This is a genomic window from Acinetobacter sp. ANC 4779 (genome assembly GCF_004331055.1).
GTDB lineage: Bacteria > Pseudomonadota > Gammaproteobacteria > Pseudomonadales > Moraxellaceae > Acinetobacter.
In genome coordinates, this window is record NZ_SJNU01000003.1 from 75,209 (window position 1) to 93,724 (window position 18,516).

Annotated in this window: 22 protein-coding genes; 2 read left to right on the forward strand and 20 right to left on the reverse strand. The window is 40.2% G+C overall.

Annotated features, from left to right (window positions below):
• Nucleotides 1-270: 270 nt before the first annotated feature.
• Entirely contained in the window at nt 271-1,419 is a 1,149-nt protein-coding gene (gene zapE, locus E0H80_RS05030) for a cell division protein ZapE (RefSeq protein ID WP_131363737.1), read from the reverse strand.
• An 84-nt stretch (nt 1,420-1,503) separates the two neighbouring features.
• On the reverse strand, nt 1,504-2,511 hold the full coding sequence (locus E0H80_RS05035) for an AraC family transcriptional regulator (protein WP_131363739.1): 1,008 nt from the start codon (nt 2,509-2,511) through the stop codon (nt 1,504-1,506).
• A 155-nt stretch (nt 2,512-2,666) separates the two neighbouring features.
• On the opposite strand from E0H80_RS05035, the gene E0H80_RS05040 reads away from it, so the two are divergent.
• Nucleotides 2,667-4,178, forward strand: a complete 1,512-nt coding sequence (locus E0H80_RS05040; RefSeq protein ID WP_131363741.1) for a flavin-containing monooxygenase — start codon at nt 2,667-2,669, stop codon at nt 4,176-4,178.
• A gap of 51 nt (nt 4,179-4,229) precedes the next feature.
• Nucleotides 4,230-5,138, forward strand: coding sequence for a lysine exporter LysO family protein (locus E0H80_RS05045; RefSeq protein WP_131364041.1), 909 nt, complete (start codon nt 4,230-4,232; stop codon nt 5,136-5,138).
• A 135-nt stretch (nt 5,139-5,273) separates the two neighbouring features.
• Here the strand turns inward: E0H80_RS05045 and pyrF are convergent, their stop codons facing one another.
• From pyrF to E0H80_RS05135, 18 genes are all read right to left on the reverse strand, one after another.
• Nucleotides 5,274-5,954 (reverse strand): orotidine-5'-phosphate decarboxylase, encoded by a 681-nt coding sequence (gene pyrF / locus E0H80_RS05050; protein ID WP_131363743.1) that lies wholly within the window; start codon nt 5,952-5,954, stop codon nt 5,274-5,276.
• Nucleotides 5,955-5,990: 36 nt separating this feature from the next.
• The gene (locus tag E0H80_RS05055; protein WP_131363745.1) at nt 5,991-6,350 is read right to left on the reverse strand and encodes a lipopolysaccharide assembly protein LapA domain-containing protein; all 360 of its coding nucleotides are present in this window, start codon (nt 6,348-6,350) and stop codon (nt 5,991-5,993) included.
• Between the two features lie 25 nt (nt 6,351-6,375).
• A complete protein-coding gene (locus E0H80_RS05060; RefSeq protein ID WP_004648770.1) occupies nt 6,376-6,678 on the reverse strand; it encodes an integration host factor subunit beta in 303 nt (100 codons plus the stop codon).
• 160 nt (nt 6,679-6,838) lie between these two features.
• Complete coding sequence (gene rpsA / locus E0H80_RS05065) at nt 6,839-8,515, reverse strand: 30S ribosomal protein S1 (protein ID WP_131363747.1); 1,677 nt, start codon at nt 8,513-8,515, stop codon at nt 6,839-6,841.
• A gap of 108 nt (nt 8,516-8,623) precedes the next feature.
• Nucleotides 8,624-9,307, reverse strand: coding sequence for a (d)CMP kinase (cmk, locus tag E0H80_RS05070; protein ID WP_131363749.1), 684 nt, complete (start codon nt 9,305-9,307; stop codon nt 8,624-8,626).
• A 17-nt stretch (nt 9,308-9,324) separates the two neighbouring features.
• The gene (locus E0H80_RS05075) at nt 9,325-9,756 is read right to left on the reverse strand and encodes an SRPBCC family protein (RefSeq protein ID WP_131363751.1); all 432 of its coding nucleotides are present in this window, start codon (nt 9,754-9,756) and stop codon (nt 9,325-9,327) included.
• 58 nt (nt 9,757-9,814) lie between these two features.
• Complete coding sequence (gene tadA, locus E0H80_RS05080) at nt 9,815-10,336, reverse strand: tRNA adenosine(34) deaminase TadA (protein ID WP_131363753.1); 522 nt, start codon at nt 10,334-10,336, stop codon at nt 9,815-9,817.
• A gap of 2 nt (nt 10,337-10,338) precedes the next feature.
• Nucleotides 10,339-11,463, reverse strand: a complete 1,125-nt coding sequence (locus tag E0H80_RS05085) for an enoyl-CoA hydratase/isomerase family protein (protein WP_131363755.1) — start codon at nt 11,461-11,463, stop codon at nt 10,339-10,341.
• Nucleotides 11,460-12,173, reverse strand: coding sequence for a uracil-DNA glycosylase (gene ung, locus E0H80_RS05090; RefSeq protein WP_131363757.1), 714 nt, complete (start codon nt 12,171-12,173; stop codon nt 11,460-11,462). Before ung ends, E0H80_RS05085 begins: the two co-directional genes overlap by 4 nt.
• 48 nt (nt 12,174-12,221) lie before the next feature.
• Nucleotides 12,222-12,818 (reverse strand): 6-pyruvoyl trahydropterin synthase family protein, encoded by a 597-nt coding sequence (locus tag E0H80_RS05095; RefSeq protein WP_067866795.1) that lies wholly within the window; start codon nt 12,816-12,818, stop codon nt 12,222-12,224.
• A gap of 158 nt (nt 12,819-12,976) precedes the next feature.
• Nucleotides 12,977-13,924, reverse strand: coding sequence for a type II secretion system minor pseudopilin GspK (gspK, locus tag E0H80_RS05100; RefSeq protein WP_131363759.1), 948 nt, complete (start codon nt 13,922-13,924; stop codon nt 12,977-12,979).
• Between the two features lie 21 nt (nt 13,925-13,945).
• Nucleotides 13,946-14,695: a type II secretion system minor pseudopilin GspJ gene (gspJ, locus tag E0H80_RS05105; RefSeq protein ID WP_131363761.1), complete on the reverse strand. Its 750-nt coding sequence runs from the start codon at nt 14,693-14,695 to the stop codon at nt 13,946-13,948.
• Nucleotides 14,695-15,135: a type II secretion system minor pseudopilin GspI gene (gene gspI, locus E0H80_RS05110; protein WP_131363763.1), complete on the reverse strand. Its 441-nt coding sequence runs from the start codon at nt 15,133-15,135 to the stop codon at nt 14,695-14,697. Before gspI ends, gspJ begins: the two co-directional genes overlap by 1 nt.
• Complete coding sequence (locus tag E0H80_RS05115) at nt 15,125-15,685, reverse strand: type II secretion system protein (RefSeq protein WP_131363765.1); 561 nt, start codon at nt 15,683-15,685, stop codon at nt 15,125-15,127. Before E0H80_RS05115 ends, gspI begins: the two co-directional genes overlap by 11 nt.
• Before the next feature lie 9 nt (nt 15,686-15,694).
• Nucleotides 15,695-16,309 (reverse strand): TetR/AcrR family transcriptional regulator, encoded by a 615-nt coding sequence (locus E0H80_RS05120; RefSeq protein ID WP_067866788.1) that lies wholly within the window; start codon nt 16,307-16,309, stop codon nt 15,695-15,697.
• Between the two features lie 45 nt (nt 16,310-16,354).
• Entirely contained in the window at nt 16,355-17,128 is a 774-nt protein-coding gene (locus E0H80_RS05125; protein WP_131363767.1) for a TatD family hydrolase, read from the reverse strand.
• 26 nt (nt 17,129-17,154) lie between these two features.
• Entirely contained in the window at nt 17,155-17,496 is a 342-nt protein-coding gene (locus E0H80_RS05130) for a PilZ domain-containing protein (RefSeq protein WP_067866784.1), read from the reverse strand.
• A 19-nt stretch (nt 17,497-17,515) separates the two neighbouring features.
• Nucleotides 17,516-18,499 carry a DNA polymerase III subunit delta' gene (locus E0H80_RS05135; RefSeq protein WP_131363769.1) on the reverse strand — a complete coding sequence of 328 codons (984 nt, stop codon included), beginning with the start codon at nt 18,497-18,499 and terminating at the stop codon, nt 17,516-17,518.
• Between the last annotated feature and the right edge of the window lie 17 nt (nt 18,500-18,516).

Here is an 18,516-nt window from a genome sequence, read left to right on the forward strand (position 1 = left end):
GTGATCATTTTTTATAAAATAAATGTGCATATTATTAAATAAAATATAGCTCACAAATGCAGTGTCATCATCAACTTGAATACCTTTTTACAGTTTATAAAGTTTTTGAAATGTCGAAATTAGACTTAAGTGCAGATTTATGTATAAAAATAGCAGTTAAACCCGACATTGGTATAGTTATAGAGCAAAGATTAAACAATGACCAGTCTTAAACGTCGACTAAGCATATATTTTTTAGCAATAAAAAAGCGCCATTTCTGGCGCCTGTTTTTAATTCGTTGATGATTCTATATTCTGTATAAGCTTGTGTTCCGCATTCAGATACTCATCGGACTGCATTTCCAGTAAACGTGAACGCGTGCGTTCAATTTCAAAGGCTAATTTTTCACCCTGATAAATATCAATAATCGAATCTTCAGAAGTTAATAACAGTTTTACCCCACGATCATAAAACTCATCGACCAGATAAATAAAACGACGTGCGCCTTCTGACAAGTAGTCTGTTAAATGCGGAACGTTACTCACCAGCACGGTGTTATAGATATTGGCGATTTCAATAAAGTCTGCCGGACTACGCGGTTTGAAACACAACTCTGAAAATTCACACCATAAAACGTCTTCAGTATGTCCGACTGTTTCCACAATACGGTTATTGATAATAATCGGCTCTTGAGAAATTTTTTGCGTTTGGGTCAAAGCTGTAAAACGCTGGGCGATCCAGTTTCTATGATCATGCGTTAGGGGAGATTTAAACAATTGTGCCTGTTTAAGTACTCGTAAACGATAATCCACTCCTGCATCGACATTTAAAATTACACAGTGCTTTTTCACCATCTCAATGGTGGGAATAAAACGGTCACGATGAATCCCGTTTTTATACAGACCGTCTGGAGCAATGTTAGATGTTGCAACCAGTGTAATCCCGCGCTCAAATAATTTTTGGAACAATTCACTTAGAATCATCGCATCTGTTACGTTGGATACAAAGAATTCATCAAAGCAAATCACAACGGCTTCTTTATAAATTTGATCAGCCACCAACTCAAGTGGATTACGCTGTCCGGATAATTTGTTTAATTCACGATGCACATGCTGCATAAAATGATGGAAATGCATGCGCATTTTGCGGCGAAAAGGAATTGAATCAAAAAACTGATCCATTAACCAGGTTTTCCCACGGCCTACACCGCCCCACATATACACACCTCTAGGAGAGGTTTGGCGACGGAATCGACGGAAAGCTTTTTTCGATGCCTTGAATCGCTGCAATAATTCTTGCCAAACACGATCCAACTCATGCACAGCTTGTGCCTGTGCATCATCCGGCATGAACTGACCAGAAGAGATCGCTTGCGCATAACGTTCTGCAGGTGACAAAGGAATAAAGGCGGTGCTGTGCTTAGAGTTTAAGTCTGACATATGATTGAATACTATTTTAGGCTATTGAAAGTATAGCGAAGTTTGGGAGGGAAGATATAACACTTTGGCATTAATAGACTTAGGCTATTTAAAGTACTGGCGTGGACTATGTCCGAACCATCTTTTAAAAGCATGATTAAAAGCTGCCGGCTCTGAATAGCCCAGTAACTCTGCAATCATTTCAATGGAATATTCTTTATACTCTATCAACCTTAACGCCTTGTCTTTAATCAGTTGTTCACGTATTTGTTTATAACTGCTTTGTAATTGCTGCAATTGATGACGCAAGGTACGTTCTGGAATTTGTAAAGCTTGTGCCGTTTCCGCCATCGTTGGCATCACACCTTGCTGTAGTTCCAAATAATCTTGCACCCGTTGCACCAATGAAGGAATTTGTTCATCTACTTTTAAGCGCTCTAATTCAGCCATACATTTGCTTTCATAAATCTTAAAAGTCATTTTATCTGCAGATGGAATCTGAACATTCAGTACTGCATCATCAAACCAGAATTCTGCACACTTTGAACCAAATCCTAAGTCTGAACCATAGTAATCATGATAGTTTTTTAAGAACTCTTGGTTTTCTGGGCGTAAAAATGGCAATTCAATATGGATTTGAGGAATGTTTAATCCCATCATTTTATAAAGATCTTGAATGAATTTATGCGTTCCTGAAACTTCACATTGCGCTCGCAGTATACCTAGATCACTGTTTAAATCTTGTGGCGCATAGCACAAAGCAACTTTATGTTCTGTATATTTCAAGCTTAAAGCCCCGGTTAGATGGGTTAAAGATTGATATAAAATACCTTGCTCTAAAACTGTACGCACATTTTCACTGGTCACCAACAGCATCAGCAAAGGGCCATAGCCAGCAAGTGCATAATGCTGCCCAATAAACAGACCTTTTTCAGGTGCAACATCTTGTCCAATAACTTTTAGCACATCCCACTCTAAACTCGGATGAATAATTGAAGCTGGATCCAAGGCATCAGCACGCAGCCCAATACTGTGAAGTTTTTGATCAACTGCAATCCCTGCTCTACGCATGCCTTGAATTAAATACATCAAGCCAAGAATTGATCGTTTCATCGCATTCTCTAATTAAAAGAATATCACCATTTTTACTATAAAATTCCATACTTGCAAATTGCCGAATCTATCAATTTTTTTGTCATGGCTATCATGTTGCAAAATCTGCTATTCAGTTACTCTGTATGAAAATAAACCAATAAGGCAAATAAAAAATGCGTGATGTAACTCAAAGCAAGCAAATAGCACAGCAAACTCAAGTTGCCATTATTGGCGCAGGGTTTGGTGGTTTGGCCATGGCCATTCGTTTATTACAAAATAATATTCAAGATTTTATCATTTTAGAAAAAGCCAATGATGTCGGTGGTACCTGGCGTGAGAACCAATATCCTGGTGCAGCCTGTGATGTGCAATCACATATGTATTCACTTTCTTTTGCCCCTAAAAGTGACTGGTCAAAGCGCTATGCTGAAGCACCTGAAATCTTTAAATATATACAAGACTTAATTACCGACTATGATTTAAAAAAATACTGCCACTTTAACTGTGAAGTTTTGGCGGCAGAATATAATCAGCAAAGTTGCGACTGGAAACTGACATTAAATAATGATGAAACCCTGATTGCACAATTTGTGGTTTTCGCATCTGGTCCTTTACATGTGCCGCAAATTCCACACATTAAAGGCATTGAAAAATTTCAGGGCAAAGTTTTTCATTCCTCGCAATGGGATCATCAATACGATCTCAGCAATAAAAATGTTGCATCCATTGGTACGGGGGGTAGCGCTATTCAATATATTCCTGAAATCGCCTCCAAAGTGAAGCAACTGTATGTGTTTCAACGTACCGCAGCTTGGGTCATTCCACGCGATGAACGTAATTATTCAAATTTGGAAAAAAAGCTGTTCGATAAGTTTGATTGGTTTAGAAAGTTGCATCGTGCACGTCTCTATTGGTCAAATGAATCACGCGTAGTGCCTATTGTTAAACCAACCGTGATGAAATACACCCAGAAACTCGCGGAAGCCTACATTAAATATCAAGTGAAAGATAAAAGCCTGGCGCAAAAACTCACACCAAATTACATTATGGGTTGCAAGCGAATTTTAGTGTCCAATAAATACTACCCAACCTTTAATCGGCGCAATGTCGAACTCGTTACCGATGACATTCAAGAACTCACCGCCAACAGCCTCATTACCAAAGATGGCAAAGAACGTGCAATTGATTGCCTGATTTATGGAACAGGCTTTATTACCGACCCACGTATCTATTTAAAATCATTTAAATGCACCGGAGAAAATAGTCTCGATTTACGAGAAGCCTGGCATGATGGTGCGGAAAGCTTTTATGGAATTTGCACCAAAGGTTTTCCAAATTTTTTCCAGCTTTTAGGACCCAATACAGTTTTGGCACATAACTCGGTGATCTTTATGATCGAGTCACAGATCAATTACATATTACAAATGATTCAATTGGTTGAACACACCCATAGCCATGCCATTGTGGTGAAAACCCAAGTCCAAGACCAATTCAATGCAGAGGTGCAAAGTCTGCTAAATGGAACTGTTTGGCAATCTGGATGTGTGAGCTGGTATCAGCAAGATGGCGGTAAAAACTTTGCACTTTGGCCTACTTATACATGGAAATATTGGTTAAAAACGCAAAAACTTAATCCAGCTGATTACCGTTTGCTAAATAAAACCTCGGGAAGTCGTGCAGCCTAAATAATTAATGGCCATAATACGCAGGTGTCTTTTCACCTGCCGACTTTTTCTATGCAATCGCTCTGGTTGATCATTCAACTTCTTCTCTGCTTATTCCTTGGATTCGTTCTTGCACGTAAACTTCCTCAATGGTTAGAAAGTTTAGCTTTTAAAGTTCTGCCCTATTTTACTTACATACTCCTGATTGCCATCGCGATTGAATTTTCTCAAACACTACACAGCATAAGCAGCCCACTGCAAATTTTATCCAATGCACTCATACTCTCGATTGCAACCTCACTCGGTGCTTTTCTGTGCTGCTATATCCTGTTTAAAAGTATTGGCTATCAACCAGCACAAGGTAAAGTATCCGCAGAGTTATTGGTTAAATCGCTGCTTAACATTAGTTATGCTTTTATTGCACTCGCATTAGGCTATGGACTAGCTGAAATATTTAATCATTTTGATTACAACTTGCATGTGAGCACCTGGAATCTCCTACTCATTTTCATGTTCTTGATTGGTTTGGATTTAGCATATTCCCCGCTCGATCGCTCATGGCTGAACTGGAAAATCATGCTTGTACCAATTGGCTGTATTTTCGGTTCATTAGCCGGTGCATTTTTTACCGCAGCAATTGTGAAAGATATCAGCTTAAAAGATCTGATTATGCTGTCGCAAGGTTATGGTTTTTATTCCATGACCGGCATTGTCGTGACTGAATTAAAAAGCGCCGAGCTTGGCAGCATTGCATTAATGAATGATTTATTCAGAGAAATTATTGCGATTGTACTGATGTATAGCATTGGTTGGCGTTATCCACGTTCTGCGATTTCATCCGCTGCAGCAACTGCAATGGACGTCACCCTCCCTATGGTTAAACAAGCTTGTGGCAATGAGTTTATTCCGCATGCCATGGTCAGTGGCTTTATTCTTTCTATACTTGCACCGATTCTAGTGAGTGTGTTGGCTGCTTTATAAATAAATCTGACTAAATCCTTCACTTCCATTTAGGGATTATCCTCCTCCTTTGGAAAAGGAGCGTTAGGTAAGATTTAAAAGCATTAAAACAAAAAAGCCGACATTAAGTCGGCTTTTGAATACATCAAATTCAGATTACATTGTCGCCAAAATATCTTTCAAAGTCTGGCTCGGATTTTCTGATTGAGTAATCGGACGACCAATCACCAAATGTGTTGAACCATCCAGCATCGCTTGCTGGGGAGTCACAATACGTTTTTGATCATCTGCATTTGAACCTGCTGGACGAATACCTGGAGTAACTAAAGCAAAATCTTGACCCAATGTTTCACGAAGCATTTTGGCTTCTTGTGCAGAACACACCACTCCATCTAAGCCACTGTCTTGAGTGAGCTTAGCAAGGCGTTTTACCTGTTCAAAGGGTTCAATATCTAAACCGATATCCTTTAAGTCATCACGCCCCATAGAAGTCAATACAGTCACAGCAATCAATTGAGTTTGGTACTTCCCTGCTTTTAAACGCTCTGCACAGGTTTCCATCATTTTACGACCACCTGATGCGTGTACATTCACCATCCATACACCCAAATCGGCTGCTGCACAAACAGCTTGGGCCGTGGTATTTGGAATATCATGGAACTTCAAATCGAGGAACACTTCAAAGCCTTTGTCCTGCAGTGCCTTAACTACACTTGGACCTTCATGGGTAAATAACTCTTTACCAACTTTTACTCGACATAATGCAGGGTCTAATTGCTCTGCAATGGTTAACGCGTCATATTGGCTTTTAGCATCCAGGGCAACAATGATACTCAAGAGAATTTACCTTCAGTCAGGAAAAAAGAAAGCCCATTATAATGGGCTTTTATTTTCGTTGGTAATATCTAATACAGTTTTTTCATGCCTAGTATGAGCTGCAGCTTCAGCAGCAGCCAATTGAGCAGTTTGAATTTGCTCTTTCCGAAGATGTTCAATGTCTTTACGCAATCGTTTAATTTCCCAATTATTTTGAAATACTCGGAAAATTTGCACACCTAATAATAAACCCAACGCCAGACCTAAAGCTAAAGTGAGTAATAACAATAAACCTAAACGCATAGCAGGAACTTGGGTAAATAACAGATCTACACTTAGCTCAGTACCATTTTGTAAAACCAAAGCCAGTGAATAGCCAAACAGTACAATTAGCAAAGCAACCAGTACGTAACGCATAAATACCCCTTTTTGGAATTTTTTATTACTCTGCAGATTCGTTTACTGCATCACGTAATGCCTTACCAGGTTTAAAGTGTGGAACTGCTTTTGCAGCAACTTCAACAGACTTTCCTGTTTTAGGATTACGCCCCACACGTGGATCACGGTGATGCAAAGCAAAACTGCCAAAACCACGAATTTCAATCCGATTATCAGATGATAATGCAGCTATCATTTGATCAATCATGATTTTAACAGCTTCTTCGACTAAAGGTTCTGCTAAGTGTGGATTTTTAAGGGAAATTCGCTCTATTAAGTCAGACTTATTTAACGCTTCCGTAGTCATCTGCGACCTCTTTAATTATCAAGCTACTTTGTAGATGATCCGATAATAACGTGTTTAAATACAAAACGGTAGCGCAATAAGTTAATACTACGCTACCGTTTACAGTATTTGTGTAAAAAGTATTAGTTAACTTACATTAACAATACATTTTAACGCCTACTTAGTTACCCATTTGAGCTTTGATCAAATCACCAATAGTCTTAGGACCATTTTCTGAAGTAGGTGTTGCTGTTTTCAAGCTAGCAACTGCTTCTTTCTCTTCAGCTTCGTCTTTCGCTTTGATAGACAAGTTGATAGAGCGTGATTTACGATCTACATTAATGATTTTAGCTTCAACTTCTTGACCAACTTCCAAGAATTTAGTTGCATCTTCAACGCGATCGCGGTTAATTTCAGAAGCTTTAAGAGATGCTTCAACTTCGTCAGCTAACTTAACAGTTGCGCCTTTAGCGTCAACAGCAGTCACAGTACCTTTAACCAAAGCACCGCGTTCGTTAGTTGCCAAGAAATCATTGAACGGATCGTTGTTCATTTGTTTGATACCAAGGCTGATACGGTTGCCTTCAGCATCTACAGACAAGATAACCGCTTCAACAGTGTCACCTTTCTTGTAACGACGGATAGCTTCTTCGCCTTGTTCGTTCCAAGAAATATCAGATAAGTGAACTAGACCATCGATACCGCCTGGTAAACCGATGAAGATACCAAAGTCAGTGATAGATTTGATCGTACCAGAAACTTTTTCGCCTTTGTCGTGGTCTTTAGCAAACTCTTCCCATGGATTAGCACGAGTTTGTTTGATACCAAGAGAAATACGACGACGTTCTTCATCAACTTCAAGAACCATAACATCAACTTCGTCACCAATCTGAACAACTTTAGATGGGTGGATGTTTTTGTTAGTGTGATCCATTTCTGAAACGTGTACTAAACCTTCAACGCCTTCAGCAATTTCAGCGAAACAACCGTAATCAGTAAGGTTAGTTACGCGAGCTTTAACGATTGAACCTTTAGGGTAACGGTTCATGATTGCTAACCATGGATCTTCGCCTAATTGTTTAAGGCCTAAAGATACGCGGTTACGTTCACGGTCAAATTTAAGTACTTTAACAGTAACTTCTTGACCCACTTCAACAACTTCTGAAGGATGCTTGATGCGTTTCCAAGCCATATCAGTGATGTGAAGTAGACCATCGATACCGCCAAGGTCAACGAATGCGCCGTAATCAGTAAGGTTCTTGATAGTACCTGTAACTGTTTGACCTTCTTCAAGCTGAGCAAGAAGAGCTTCACGGTCAGCTGAAGATTCAGCTTCCATTACCGCACGACGTGAAACAACAACGTTGTTACGTTTAGCGTCAAGTTTGATTACTTTGAATTCTAACTCTTTACCTTCTAAGTGAGTAGTATCACGAATAGGACGAGTGTCTACCAAAGAACCTGGAAGGAACGCACGAACTGGACCGATGTCAACAGTGAAACCGCCTTTAACCTTACCAGAGATAACACCAGTAACGATTTCGCCGTCTTCAAAGATTTTTTCAAGTTTAGTCCAAGTTTCAGCGCGTTTTGCTTTTTCGCGTGAAAGAACTGTTTGACCCATACCGTTGTCAAGAGCTTCAACAACAACATCAACAGTATCACCAACTTGAACTTCAAGTTCACGTTGGTCATTTAAGAATTCAGCGCGGTCAACAATACCTTCTGATTTAAGGCCAGTGTCAACTGTTACCCAGTCAGAGTCGATGCTTACAACAACGCCTTGGATGACAGCACCCTTTTCAACGTTGAAATTTAATACGCTTTCTTCAAAGAGGGCTGCAAAAGATTCGGTCATGATATACCTGATAAAGTTCAGCGGTCTTGGATCAGACAAGGCCGGTTTAATAAAGCTTCCACATAGTCCGTAATAAACTGATCTAGCTATGCTTTGGCTGAAAATTCTTTAATTGGCTAATTGCTTTTCGACAAAATTGGTCATCAACTGGAATACCTCATCGATGCCCAATTCTGAACTATCAATGATATATGCATCTGCTGCTGGCTTGAGTGGAGCGACTGTGCGTTCCATATCTCGTTTGTCTCGAGCTTGTATATTAGCTAAAATGTCGTTTATTTTAACATCTAGCCCCATACCCTGCAACTGCTTTACACGTCGCGCTGCTCGCGATTCAGCCGAAGCAGTCAGGTAAATCTTGGCTTGAGCCTCAGGAAAAATAGAAGTCGCCATGTCGCGGCCATCTGCAACCAAGCCCGGTTCTTGCGCGAAAGCACGTTGACGCTCTAAAAGAGCTGCTCTAAGTTCAGGAATTGCAGCAACTTTTGAAGCAAACTCACCCACGCGTTCAGTACGAATGGTTTGAGTCACATCTTCACCTTCAAGTTGAACTTGAGTACCCGTTTCATTTGTAACAAACTTTATGTCTAAATTTGTTGCAATTTTAATGCACTGATCCAGTGCTGAATCCAGACAATCTAACAAGTCTTGTTGATGTAATGACAGCCCCAGCAAACGATATAAAGCACCGGAATCCAGTAAATGAAATTGATAGTGTGCGGCCAGTTTAGCCGCAAGTGTACCCTTTCCAGAACCACTTGGACCATCGATAGTAATAATTTGAACTGTCATTAATTTTCCACTTTACGCTATACAGTTTTAGCTAATTTTGAAAAACCTAGTTTAATCGCAGATTTAAGCTGTGCAAGGATTAATTTACTTACAAAAGGTGCTCGCGCCTGTAATTCAATGGTGTAGGTCACTAAAGTTTTGTCAGCATCTTTTGCTTCAAACTCAATAATCCCTAAATGATGTTTCACTAAAGGATTTTTAATAATCTGGTATTCGATACGCTGATTAGGTTCAAGCAAGGTAATTTGCTCTTGCAGCAGTTTTAATGGACCAAAACCCATACGACGCACTGAACCAATACCATCGGGACGTTCAGGATCTGCGGAGTCTTTAATGCGTTCTACCTGAATCGGTGCGAAAGCGACATTATAAGTGGAGTGTTTTGACAACAAATCAAAAACTTGCTCAATGGGTGCGTTAAATTCTTTTTTTATCTGAATGGAATTCATGACTTAATCCTAAATTTTATTTGACAATACTTATTGTCATTCCATTTTACATTATTTATTAATAATTCTGATCATTTAAAGACTTTTCTTGTAATCGCTGCAGTCGTTTTTGCTCACGACGCATTTTAAAAAAATCACTCAGCTGTTTGGAACATTGCTCATTTAAGCATCCAGCTTCAACATCAAACTGATGATTATAATACCCTGTTTCAAATAACTTTCTTGCACTGATCAAGGAACCCGCTTTGGGTTCGGTTGCACCAAACACCACTTTAGCTACACGTGCATGAATTAAAGCCCCGACACACATAGTACAAGGCTCCAAAGTCACATAAAGAACCGAATCTTCCGGAAGACGGTAGTTATTAAGATTGGAGCAAGCTTGACGCAAGGCCTGAACTTCTGCATGTGCAGTGGGATCATTCAAAGAAATTGGCGCATTGTAGCCTGCGCCAATAATTTGATTCTGACTGACAATAATCGCACCGACAGGAATCTCTTGTTTCGAGGCTGCAATAGCAGCTTGCTCACAAGCAAACTGCATCCAGTACTCATCCGTCAATTGTGTTGCATCAGTCATTGTTAACCGATCACACCATAGTGTTTCAATAGATTATTCCAGCTCTCATTTTTGGTCACAGGTGGACAAGCAGACAAAATTGCTTTCAGGGAGAAATCCGTACCTTTGGTCCATTCTGGAGAGAGGTCTTTATCGACCAAACGTGCGCGAACACCTTCTACGAAATCTGGATGCCGAATCTTCCAATCCGAAATTTCCGTCTCAAGTTCAAAAATTTCATTCCAAGAATGAACCTGTTTGCCCCATTGCCACAACAACCATGTTAACGCAGCAGTGGTAGGTGAACCTTTTTGCAAGTTTTCACTCGCCTGACGTAACCAGTCACTACGCGCATCACTCAAACCAATAATCGCTTCATAGTCATGCTCAAAGTTCACACCACGGCAAACACTCTGAATCACATCCAATGAGTTTTGTAATGGTCCCGGGCCCACTGGACGATGCATACTATTTAAGGTGTCATCAATGGCACGAAAATCACCGGCTGGATAATGACCCCAATCAATATTAATGACTGTTTCCAGCACATTATCACGCTGTGCATCACAAATATGCGTCGCCCAACCAATGCCGTAAGCACCGGCTGCAGTCATGATTGAACCGGTTAAACCCGTAAATAATCCAATTGCGCCACGATCCGCCAAGAACCGGGTTGCCCCGACATCCGGATATAAACCGATATTAATTTCCGGCATGGCTAAACGTGAATAAGGGGTAACCAATCTGAAAGGCGCAGCCATGAATAAGCCCAGCCCTCCGCCCATCACATAACCCTCACCCCAAATAAGTATCGGCTTAGTATAGTTATGCAACAATAAATCTAAAGCATATTCTTGTTCAAAGAATTTATTTGCCGTCTCAACTTCACCATTAATTACTAATTGACGAAGTTTACGTACATCCCCACCCGCACAAAATGCTTTTGGTGTAGTTGAATCCAGCCAAATCGCTTTGACAGCATCATCATGCTGAAAATCTTGAAAGACTTCCAATAATGAAGTTACGATGGATTCATCCAGCGCATGCAGAGATTTTGGACGGTTCAGGCGAACAACGCGCCAGCCATTTCTTGCTTCTTCTACAATGAGATCGGGATGATAATTTTTTAATTCAGGAGATTGTGTCATGCGTCCAGCTGCCAATTTATCGGCTCAATGCCATTTTGTTTCAGATAATTATTTGCTTTAGAAAATACTTTACAGCCAAAAAATCCACCACGGTTTGCTGCCAGAGGTGATGGATGTGCAGCTTTTAAAATCAGGTGTTTATTTGGATCGATCCGTTGACCTTTACGTTGAGCATATGCGCCCCATAGGATAAACACAATATGCTCACACTGCTCATTTAATACATCAATAACATGATCGGTAAAATCTTCCCATCCCTGTTTTTGATGTGAAGTGGGTTGACCTGCTTCAACAGTTAAAACTGCATTCAGCAATAATATACCTTGTTCAGCCCAACGGGTTAAGTCACCATGTTTAGAAACAGGAACTCCCAGATCGGTATTCAACTCATGAAAAATATTACGTAAAGACGGCGGTAATGCAAGCCCCTTTTGCACGGAAAAACTTAATCCATGGGCCTGATTGGGCCCATGATAAGGATCTTGCCCTAAAATAACGACTTTCACACGGTTTAAGGGGGTTGTATTCAGTGCATTAAAAATCAGCGAACTAGGGGGATAAATCACTTTGTCCGCATGTTTTTCAGCCATCAAAAACTGCTTTAAATCATCCATTTTGGGGCTCAGTAAAAAATCACTTAAAGCCTCTTTCCAACTTGCATCTAACTGAATTTTATCTAGTTGAGCTTGCTGTTGTTCCGTTAAAGACATACCTGCTTCCTAATCCTTTTATCAATATACCCATTGATGAAATAATCTTTAGATTTTTACCTGAAGATCAACATTCGGGTTTTGGAATTTAATTCCTTGTTTTAATTTTTCATACATGGCGGTGTCCGCCCATTCGGCTTGAACCTGCTCAGAGAATACAATTTTCTCAAGACTCAGCACACCCATTTGCTCATTTTCAATATCTTCTGCAAAGCTTTGTGCATAACCTGTATCTGTTTCATGCACAATCACTGAGTAAACTTCTACATCACCTTCCCCATTTTGAGTTTCAGTGGATGCAAGTACCTGTTGTGCCAAGTAGAAGAAAATACGTGAAAATTGCTCAGCTGAAGGAGAAACTGGTAAAGATACCCAACGTGCACTAAACTTCTTGCAAGCCTCAATATATTCAGCATCATCATGCTGCCAAAAACAAATGGCATGATCAAAACTGTCAAAAATATCTTTGATTACGCCTTTCAACAATCCGAAGTCATACACCATTTGACCATGATCTAGCTTCGAAGCCTTAAGCAATAACTCAACTTTATAACTATGGCCATGAATAGAGCGCTTACAGCGATCCGATGTGCAGTTGCGCACAATATGAGCATTTTCAAACTTAAATAACTTACGAATTAACATGTGCCGGGATGCAATCAAATTATGTGAATTGAATTTGATTATAAAGCAAAAGTGAAAGTCTGCGCATTAATTTTACTGTTCAACACAATTGTTAAAACATAGGCTGCCCAGAGGGGGGTAATAAGCTTGATTATATTTCAGCTTGTTGGTTTATATAATTAAAATGGCGCCATACTACGGTATACCACATACACAGTTTTATCTTTACGCACCAGATCACTACTAAACTGACGTTTACGCTCACTTAACAACACTTCAATTCTGGCTTTAAAATAATTGGATTGCACACCCAGCAAATCATTCACTTCTTGACGAATATCAGGGTTAACCTGAGTAAAAGGTTCAATAGCCCAAAGATCATTAATATTGGAAAAATACTCCAACTTTTCTTGACGTTGTTGCAAGACTTGTTGAACTGCGTTGACATCCAATTTGGGATCAAGACTCGCCAGCAGCATTGCAGGTGCAGTATTGATATTCACTTTACTGTCAGATGTCGGTGATGCACTGACATAATTTGCAATTTGCAGATATTTTTGACCTTCAAAGCCACGCACCAATTTAAGTTGCTCTATGCTATGAAATTTATTATTGGAAGGCAAATAGCCTTGGGGCAAGCCTTGATAGTAGCTAGCCTCTGCTCCCATGGCACCCACTGTTTCATCATCGGCATCTTGCCAATCAATCACAGCTTCACTCAATTTTTCAGGCAATCCTACACGCACTAAAAGTTTTTCAAACCAGGCTTTTGCCTGAGGATTCGCTGTACCGTCATTATTGACCAAACTGTTTAAATTAAATTTGCCTGATTCATCCTGTAAAGTTCCCGATACAAAGCCATCTTCCACCGGAAAAGCTGGCATCGGTTTGGCCCAATTTTCTTGCAGATGATCTACTTCACCTGCATTTTCAGCATCATCGACCAAAAGTTCTGAAAAAAAGGCTTCTGCACTTTTGGCATACAGCAAGGATTGATTTTGACGCATTAAATATGCAGTATTTTCAGCAGTATTGGCCTGCCTTTTAGCAATCGTCGCAGCCAGAATTGTTGCTAATGCGACCATGACCAAGATCGTTATTAAGGCAATACCCTGCTGCTGTTTCATGTTCAATCTCTTTAGACTTGGCTAAGTGGGATTATTAGAATTATTATTTTTATTATTGTTCTGCGGTTTTAAATAGTCCGTGTTTAATAGACTAAAAATCCATTCATAAGCAACGTCTTTGACCATCAATTTAATTTTAATGCCCTTGGGTAATACTTGCTTTTGCGTGGCATCATTTAGATGCCCTTGTGCATCCGGCCATGAAGTTGACTCATTCGGATTCAGCACCACAATTTCAAACTGACTTACATCATTTAACAATACACTGGATTCAGGTTGATCGCGTCCGCTGCTGTTTAAATTACGGTATTTCAAACGATAGAGTTTTTTTTCATCTGCGCGATATTGGTATTCAACACGTTCATCCGGTGAAATGCCTTGCTGCAAAGGGTCAGTCACTCCGGTTTTACTAAAATTAAAGCGGCCATTTTGCAACACCAAAGCGGGTTGAATATCGCTATTTATATTCGCAGTCAGTGGCACTGCCTGAACCGTATCGCGTAGAATTTGTTGATAGGCTTCCTGAAGCTGACCCAAATTAATTTCATGTTCGGTATTACGCTCTTTGACTTTGATCAGATAATCAAAAACTTTCCAACCCAGTGCCGAAAGTACCGCAAATATCGCAATCGCAACTAATAATTCAACCAAAGTAAAGCCTGAGGCAGGCTTTACTCGAGTGACACCCGAAGGTGCAGCAAGTCCTAAAGCTGTACTTGATGAGCGATTCTGTGAGTGTAAAGTTTGATTTTTTTTATTTTTCGCTTGCATCAAACTTTGGCCTTATAGTTAAAGAAAACCAGATTTGTAATGCCTGACTCGACTTTACCCGATTCAGCATTAAACAAACTAACTTGTACTTCAATACGCTGTACATTCGGACTAATCGTCGATTGTGCAGATTTATCAATTTGCCAGCTTTCCCCTTGCTGGGTAAGCTGTTTGGACTGGGTACCTTGTAACCACTCCTGATTAATTTCCATTATTGCGATTTCATTTAAAGCCACAAATTGCGCTTTGGTGCGTAAAATTGCATTTGATGTCGCTTGCGTATATTGCATCGCCACTTTGGTGAAAGCGATTGCAGCTGTGGCAAAAATAGCCAACGCAACCATCACTTCCAACAATGTAAAACCTGAGCAGCGATGAGTGAAACGCTGTTTCACCGCTGCGCAAGACCAAAACCTATGCTTGGATGATCTAGCTTTCATTGATTTTACCTAAATGATCAATCTCGATTTCTTCACCAATGGGACGTTGCTCGAAATAAAACTGGATCCGTACCGGTTTCGCTTCACCATTACCTAACCACAGTAATTTGGGTGCATTCGTACTCAGTAAATCATCATTATTGGCATTTTCATATGCCTGATCTAGAGCTTGCATATTGAAGGAAACATGCTCAGGCAAAGCTCGCTGAGGGAATTCTGAATAATCTTGCCATTTTTTATTTTCATTAAGGACTGAATTCTGTGTAGCCTGAAGGGATGGCACCAAATATTCAACCACAGCATAACGAAATGGCGATACATCAGTTGCAGCTTGAACATCAAGCGCAAAAATGCGTGCCTGATCATTTGCTTCACGATTAATCCTGCGTAAATCCATAATAAACACTTCCCGTGCCTGCATGGCTTTACGCTGATCAACGCCATTGATATTGGTTAAAATTAAAGAGGCCATGATCGCCATAATCACAATCACCACCATCAACTCTATTAAGGTAAAACCGCGAATTGATGATAATGCTGTTGGCTTCATGGTAGACCTTTAGGCAAATTGTTCCGTAGAACGGGTTTGTTTCGGCATCGCCAAGGCCTGATCAATATAAGCCACACGCAATGTATCGCGTGAACCCAAATAACGCTGATAAAAACTAGAATTCAAAATGGCTGCTGCACCGTGCGTTAAAGCCCAAATTGAAGCCAAATAATCACGTACAGACATGTTGCTTTGAATGCTGTCTAAATAACTTTCAGTCATACGGAAAATAATCCGTAAGCGCTGCTTTCTTATCTGATACAGCTCACTGAACAAATGATGAATACCCACACCGGTAGTAGAAAGACGTTCTTCAATTTGATGGAACAGCACGGTACGTTCCGGATGATGTAAATGATGCAACATAAAGAAAGCCAAATGCTCTGCAAAGGCTTTCTCTTCATCCTTAATCATCTCGAGCAACATCTTCTCATTACGAATAATAAGAAGCATGTAGAGTTCATCTTTACTTTGGAAATGTTTATATAAAGTCCCTTTGGCAAGATCGAGTTCTGCTGCCAACGCATCAAGCGTCATCCCTGATTCGCCATTTTCTAATAACAGTTGCTCTGCAACCTGAAAAATCAACGCTTCTCTTGCTCGAAACTGAGCCTGACGATCCATCTTCACCCTGTAACTCTCTTATGCGCTTGTATCAATTCGAATTATTTACTTTAAATTGAGGAGGTTTTCAAAGTTTTGCATGGTAATAAAAGCAATTTCCTCAACTGACTTATCATATACATCACTTAAGGCTTTGGCTACATAGGGAACGTATTTTGGTTCATTAGACTTTCCTCTATAGGGCATCGGTGCCAAGTAAGGACTATCCGTCTCAATCAGGACGCGATCAAGTGGAACCTGCTTTGCCACATCACGCAAATCTTGCGCATTTTTAAAAGAAACAATTCCTGAAAATGACACGTAATAACCGCAGTCTAGCACTGCCTTGGCAGTTTCCCAGTCTTCGGTAAAACAATGCAGAATGCCATGCGTCGATTTTTCAGCACGAATAATATCTACCGTATCATGCTTGGCTGAGCGGGTATGCACCACTACCGGTTTTTTCACTGCCTGAGAGGCATGGATATGACGGGCAAAACATTGTTTTTGTTCGGCAACGAAATCAGTGCTATGAAAATAATCCAAGCCTGTTTCACCAATCGCCCAAACTTTTTCGGGCTGAGCCAGTTCAATTAAATAATCCGTGGTCGCGCGTGCCATTGTCGCAGGGTCTTCACAGGGATGAACTCCGACACTGTATCCAACATCAGCATGACGTGATGCAATTTTGGCAAGCTCGATATGGTCATCCAGATCAACCGAGATACTCATGAATTTGGATACACCCGCTTCACGCGCCTGTGCTAGTGCCAGATCTAAATCACCATCATATGGCGTTAAATCCAGCAAGGTTAAATGGCAGTGAGTATCTACAAACACGGTAAAATCCTAAAGCGGTTAAACAGCTACATAGTGTAACTAGTTCGACCCTCAGACTTAATACCTACCAGCAACTTTTCAGCTTCTGATTTGTAATAAACACCTTTTTCGCCCGTTAACTGCATACCAAAACCTTGTAATTTGATACCGTTTTGTTTTTGAGAAATCCAGATGACTTTACCGGTCAAAGGAATTTTTTGTGATTGATCTGGCAAAGTGGCCAATACAAAGACTTCTTCACCGATTTTTACCGGCTGCTTGGTTGGAACAAACAATCCACCACCGACAACATAAGGCATATAGCTGGCATATAAAGTGTCTCTATCCGGGATATTCGCCTGAATAATACCGCCCATACGTGGTTGCATCATCTTCCCCTTTAAATATTTAAATGTTCATTAGTTTTATACACAATTGATCAAGCACCAAATTGCTTTGTACGTTCTGCTCGATAAACTGTTTAGATTGCTGCAAGTCGGAATAAATGGTGAATAAAAATTCCAACGTATATTGTTCTGATAATCCAATCAAATCCAAATCTGGATTTTTAACCTGTTGATTGAGCTTGACACAAATTAAATCGGACAACAAGTATTCAAACATTTGCGCAAAATCACTAAAACTTAGGGCTTTGTTCCACTTGGTCGCAATTGCCATTGGCATATTCTTTTGGGTCACTAATTTTTGCCAATCATTTAGGAATTCTTGTCGTTTATTTAGCCACTCAGCTTCGGCCAATTGCATGGCTTGCAAAGGCATTTGATTAGACAGGTTCAGCAACAACTGTTTTTGTGTCTGATTTAACTCAGGTAAATACTGAGCCAAATACTCGTCTGCTTGAGCTTCCGATATACGATCCAAAGCAAAATGCTGCAAACGACTGCGAATAGTCGCAGGAAGTTTTAGATAATGATCGGCCAATAAAATAATGACAACACGGTCACCGGGTTCTTCGAGTGTTTTGAGTAATGCATTTGCAGAAGACATATTTAACGCTTCTGCCGGCTCAATCACAATCACCCGCCAACCATCTACCGTTTGTTGCACAAAGGGCAATAAATCACGAATTTTCTCGATTTTAATTTTGGCATTTTGCTTTTTATTTTCTTCATCTGTGCTGATATGCACATAGTTCGGATGAGTATCCGATTTCAGCCACAGGCAACTACCACATTCACCGCAAGGTACATTATTGGCATAACGGTTGGCACACAGCACCCAAGCCAAAAAATATTGTGCAAACGCTTCTTTGCCACAACCTTTTTTGCCATAAAAAAGCAAGCCATGTCCCAGTTTCGGGAAACGCCCGGTTAGCGTATCCCAAACGGTTTGCTGCCATGGATAAACTTGTGCGACCACATCTTTTTGCATTAAAGCCCCACCTTATC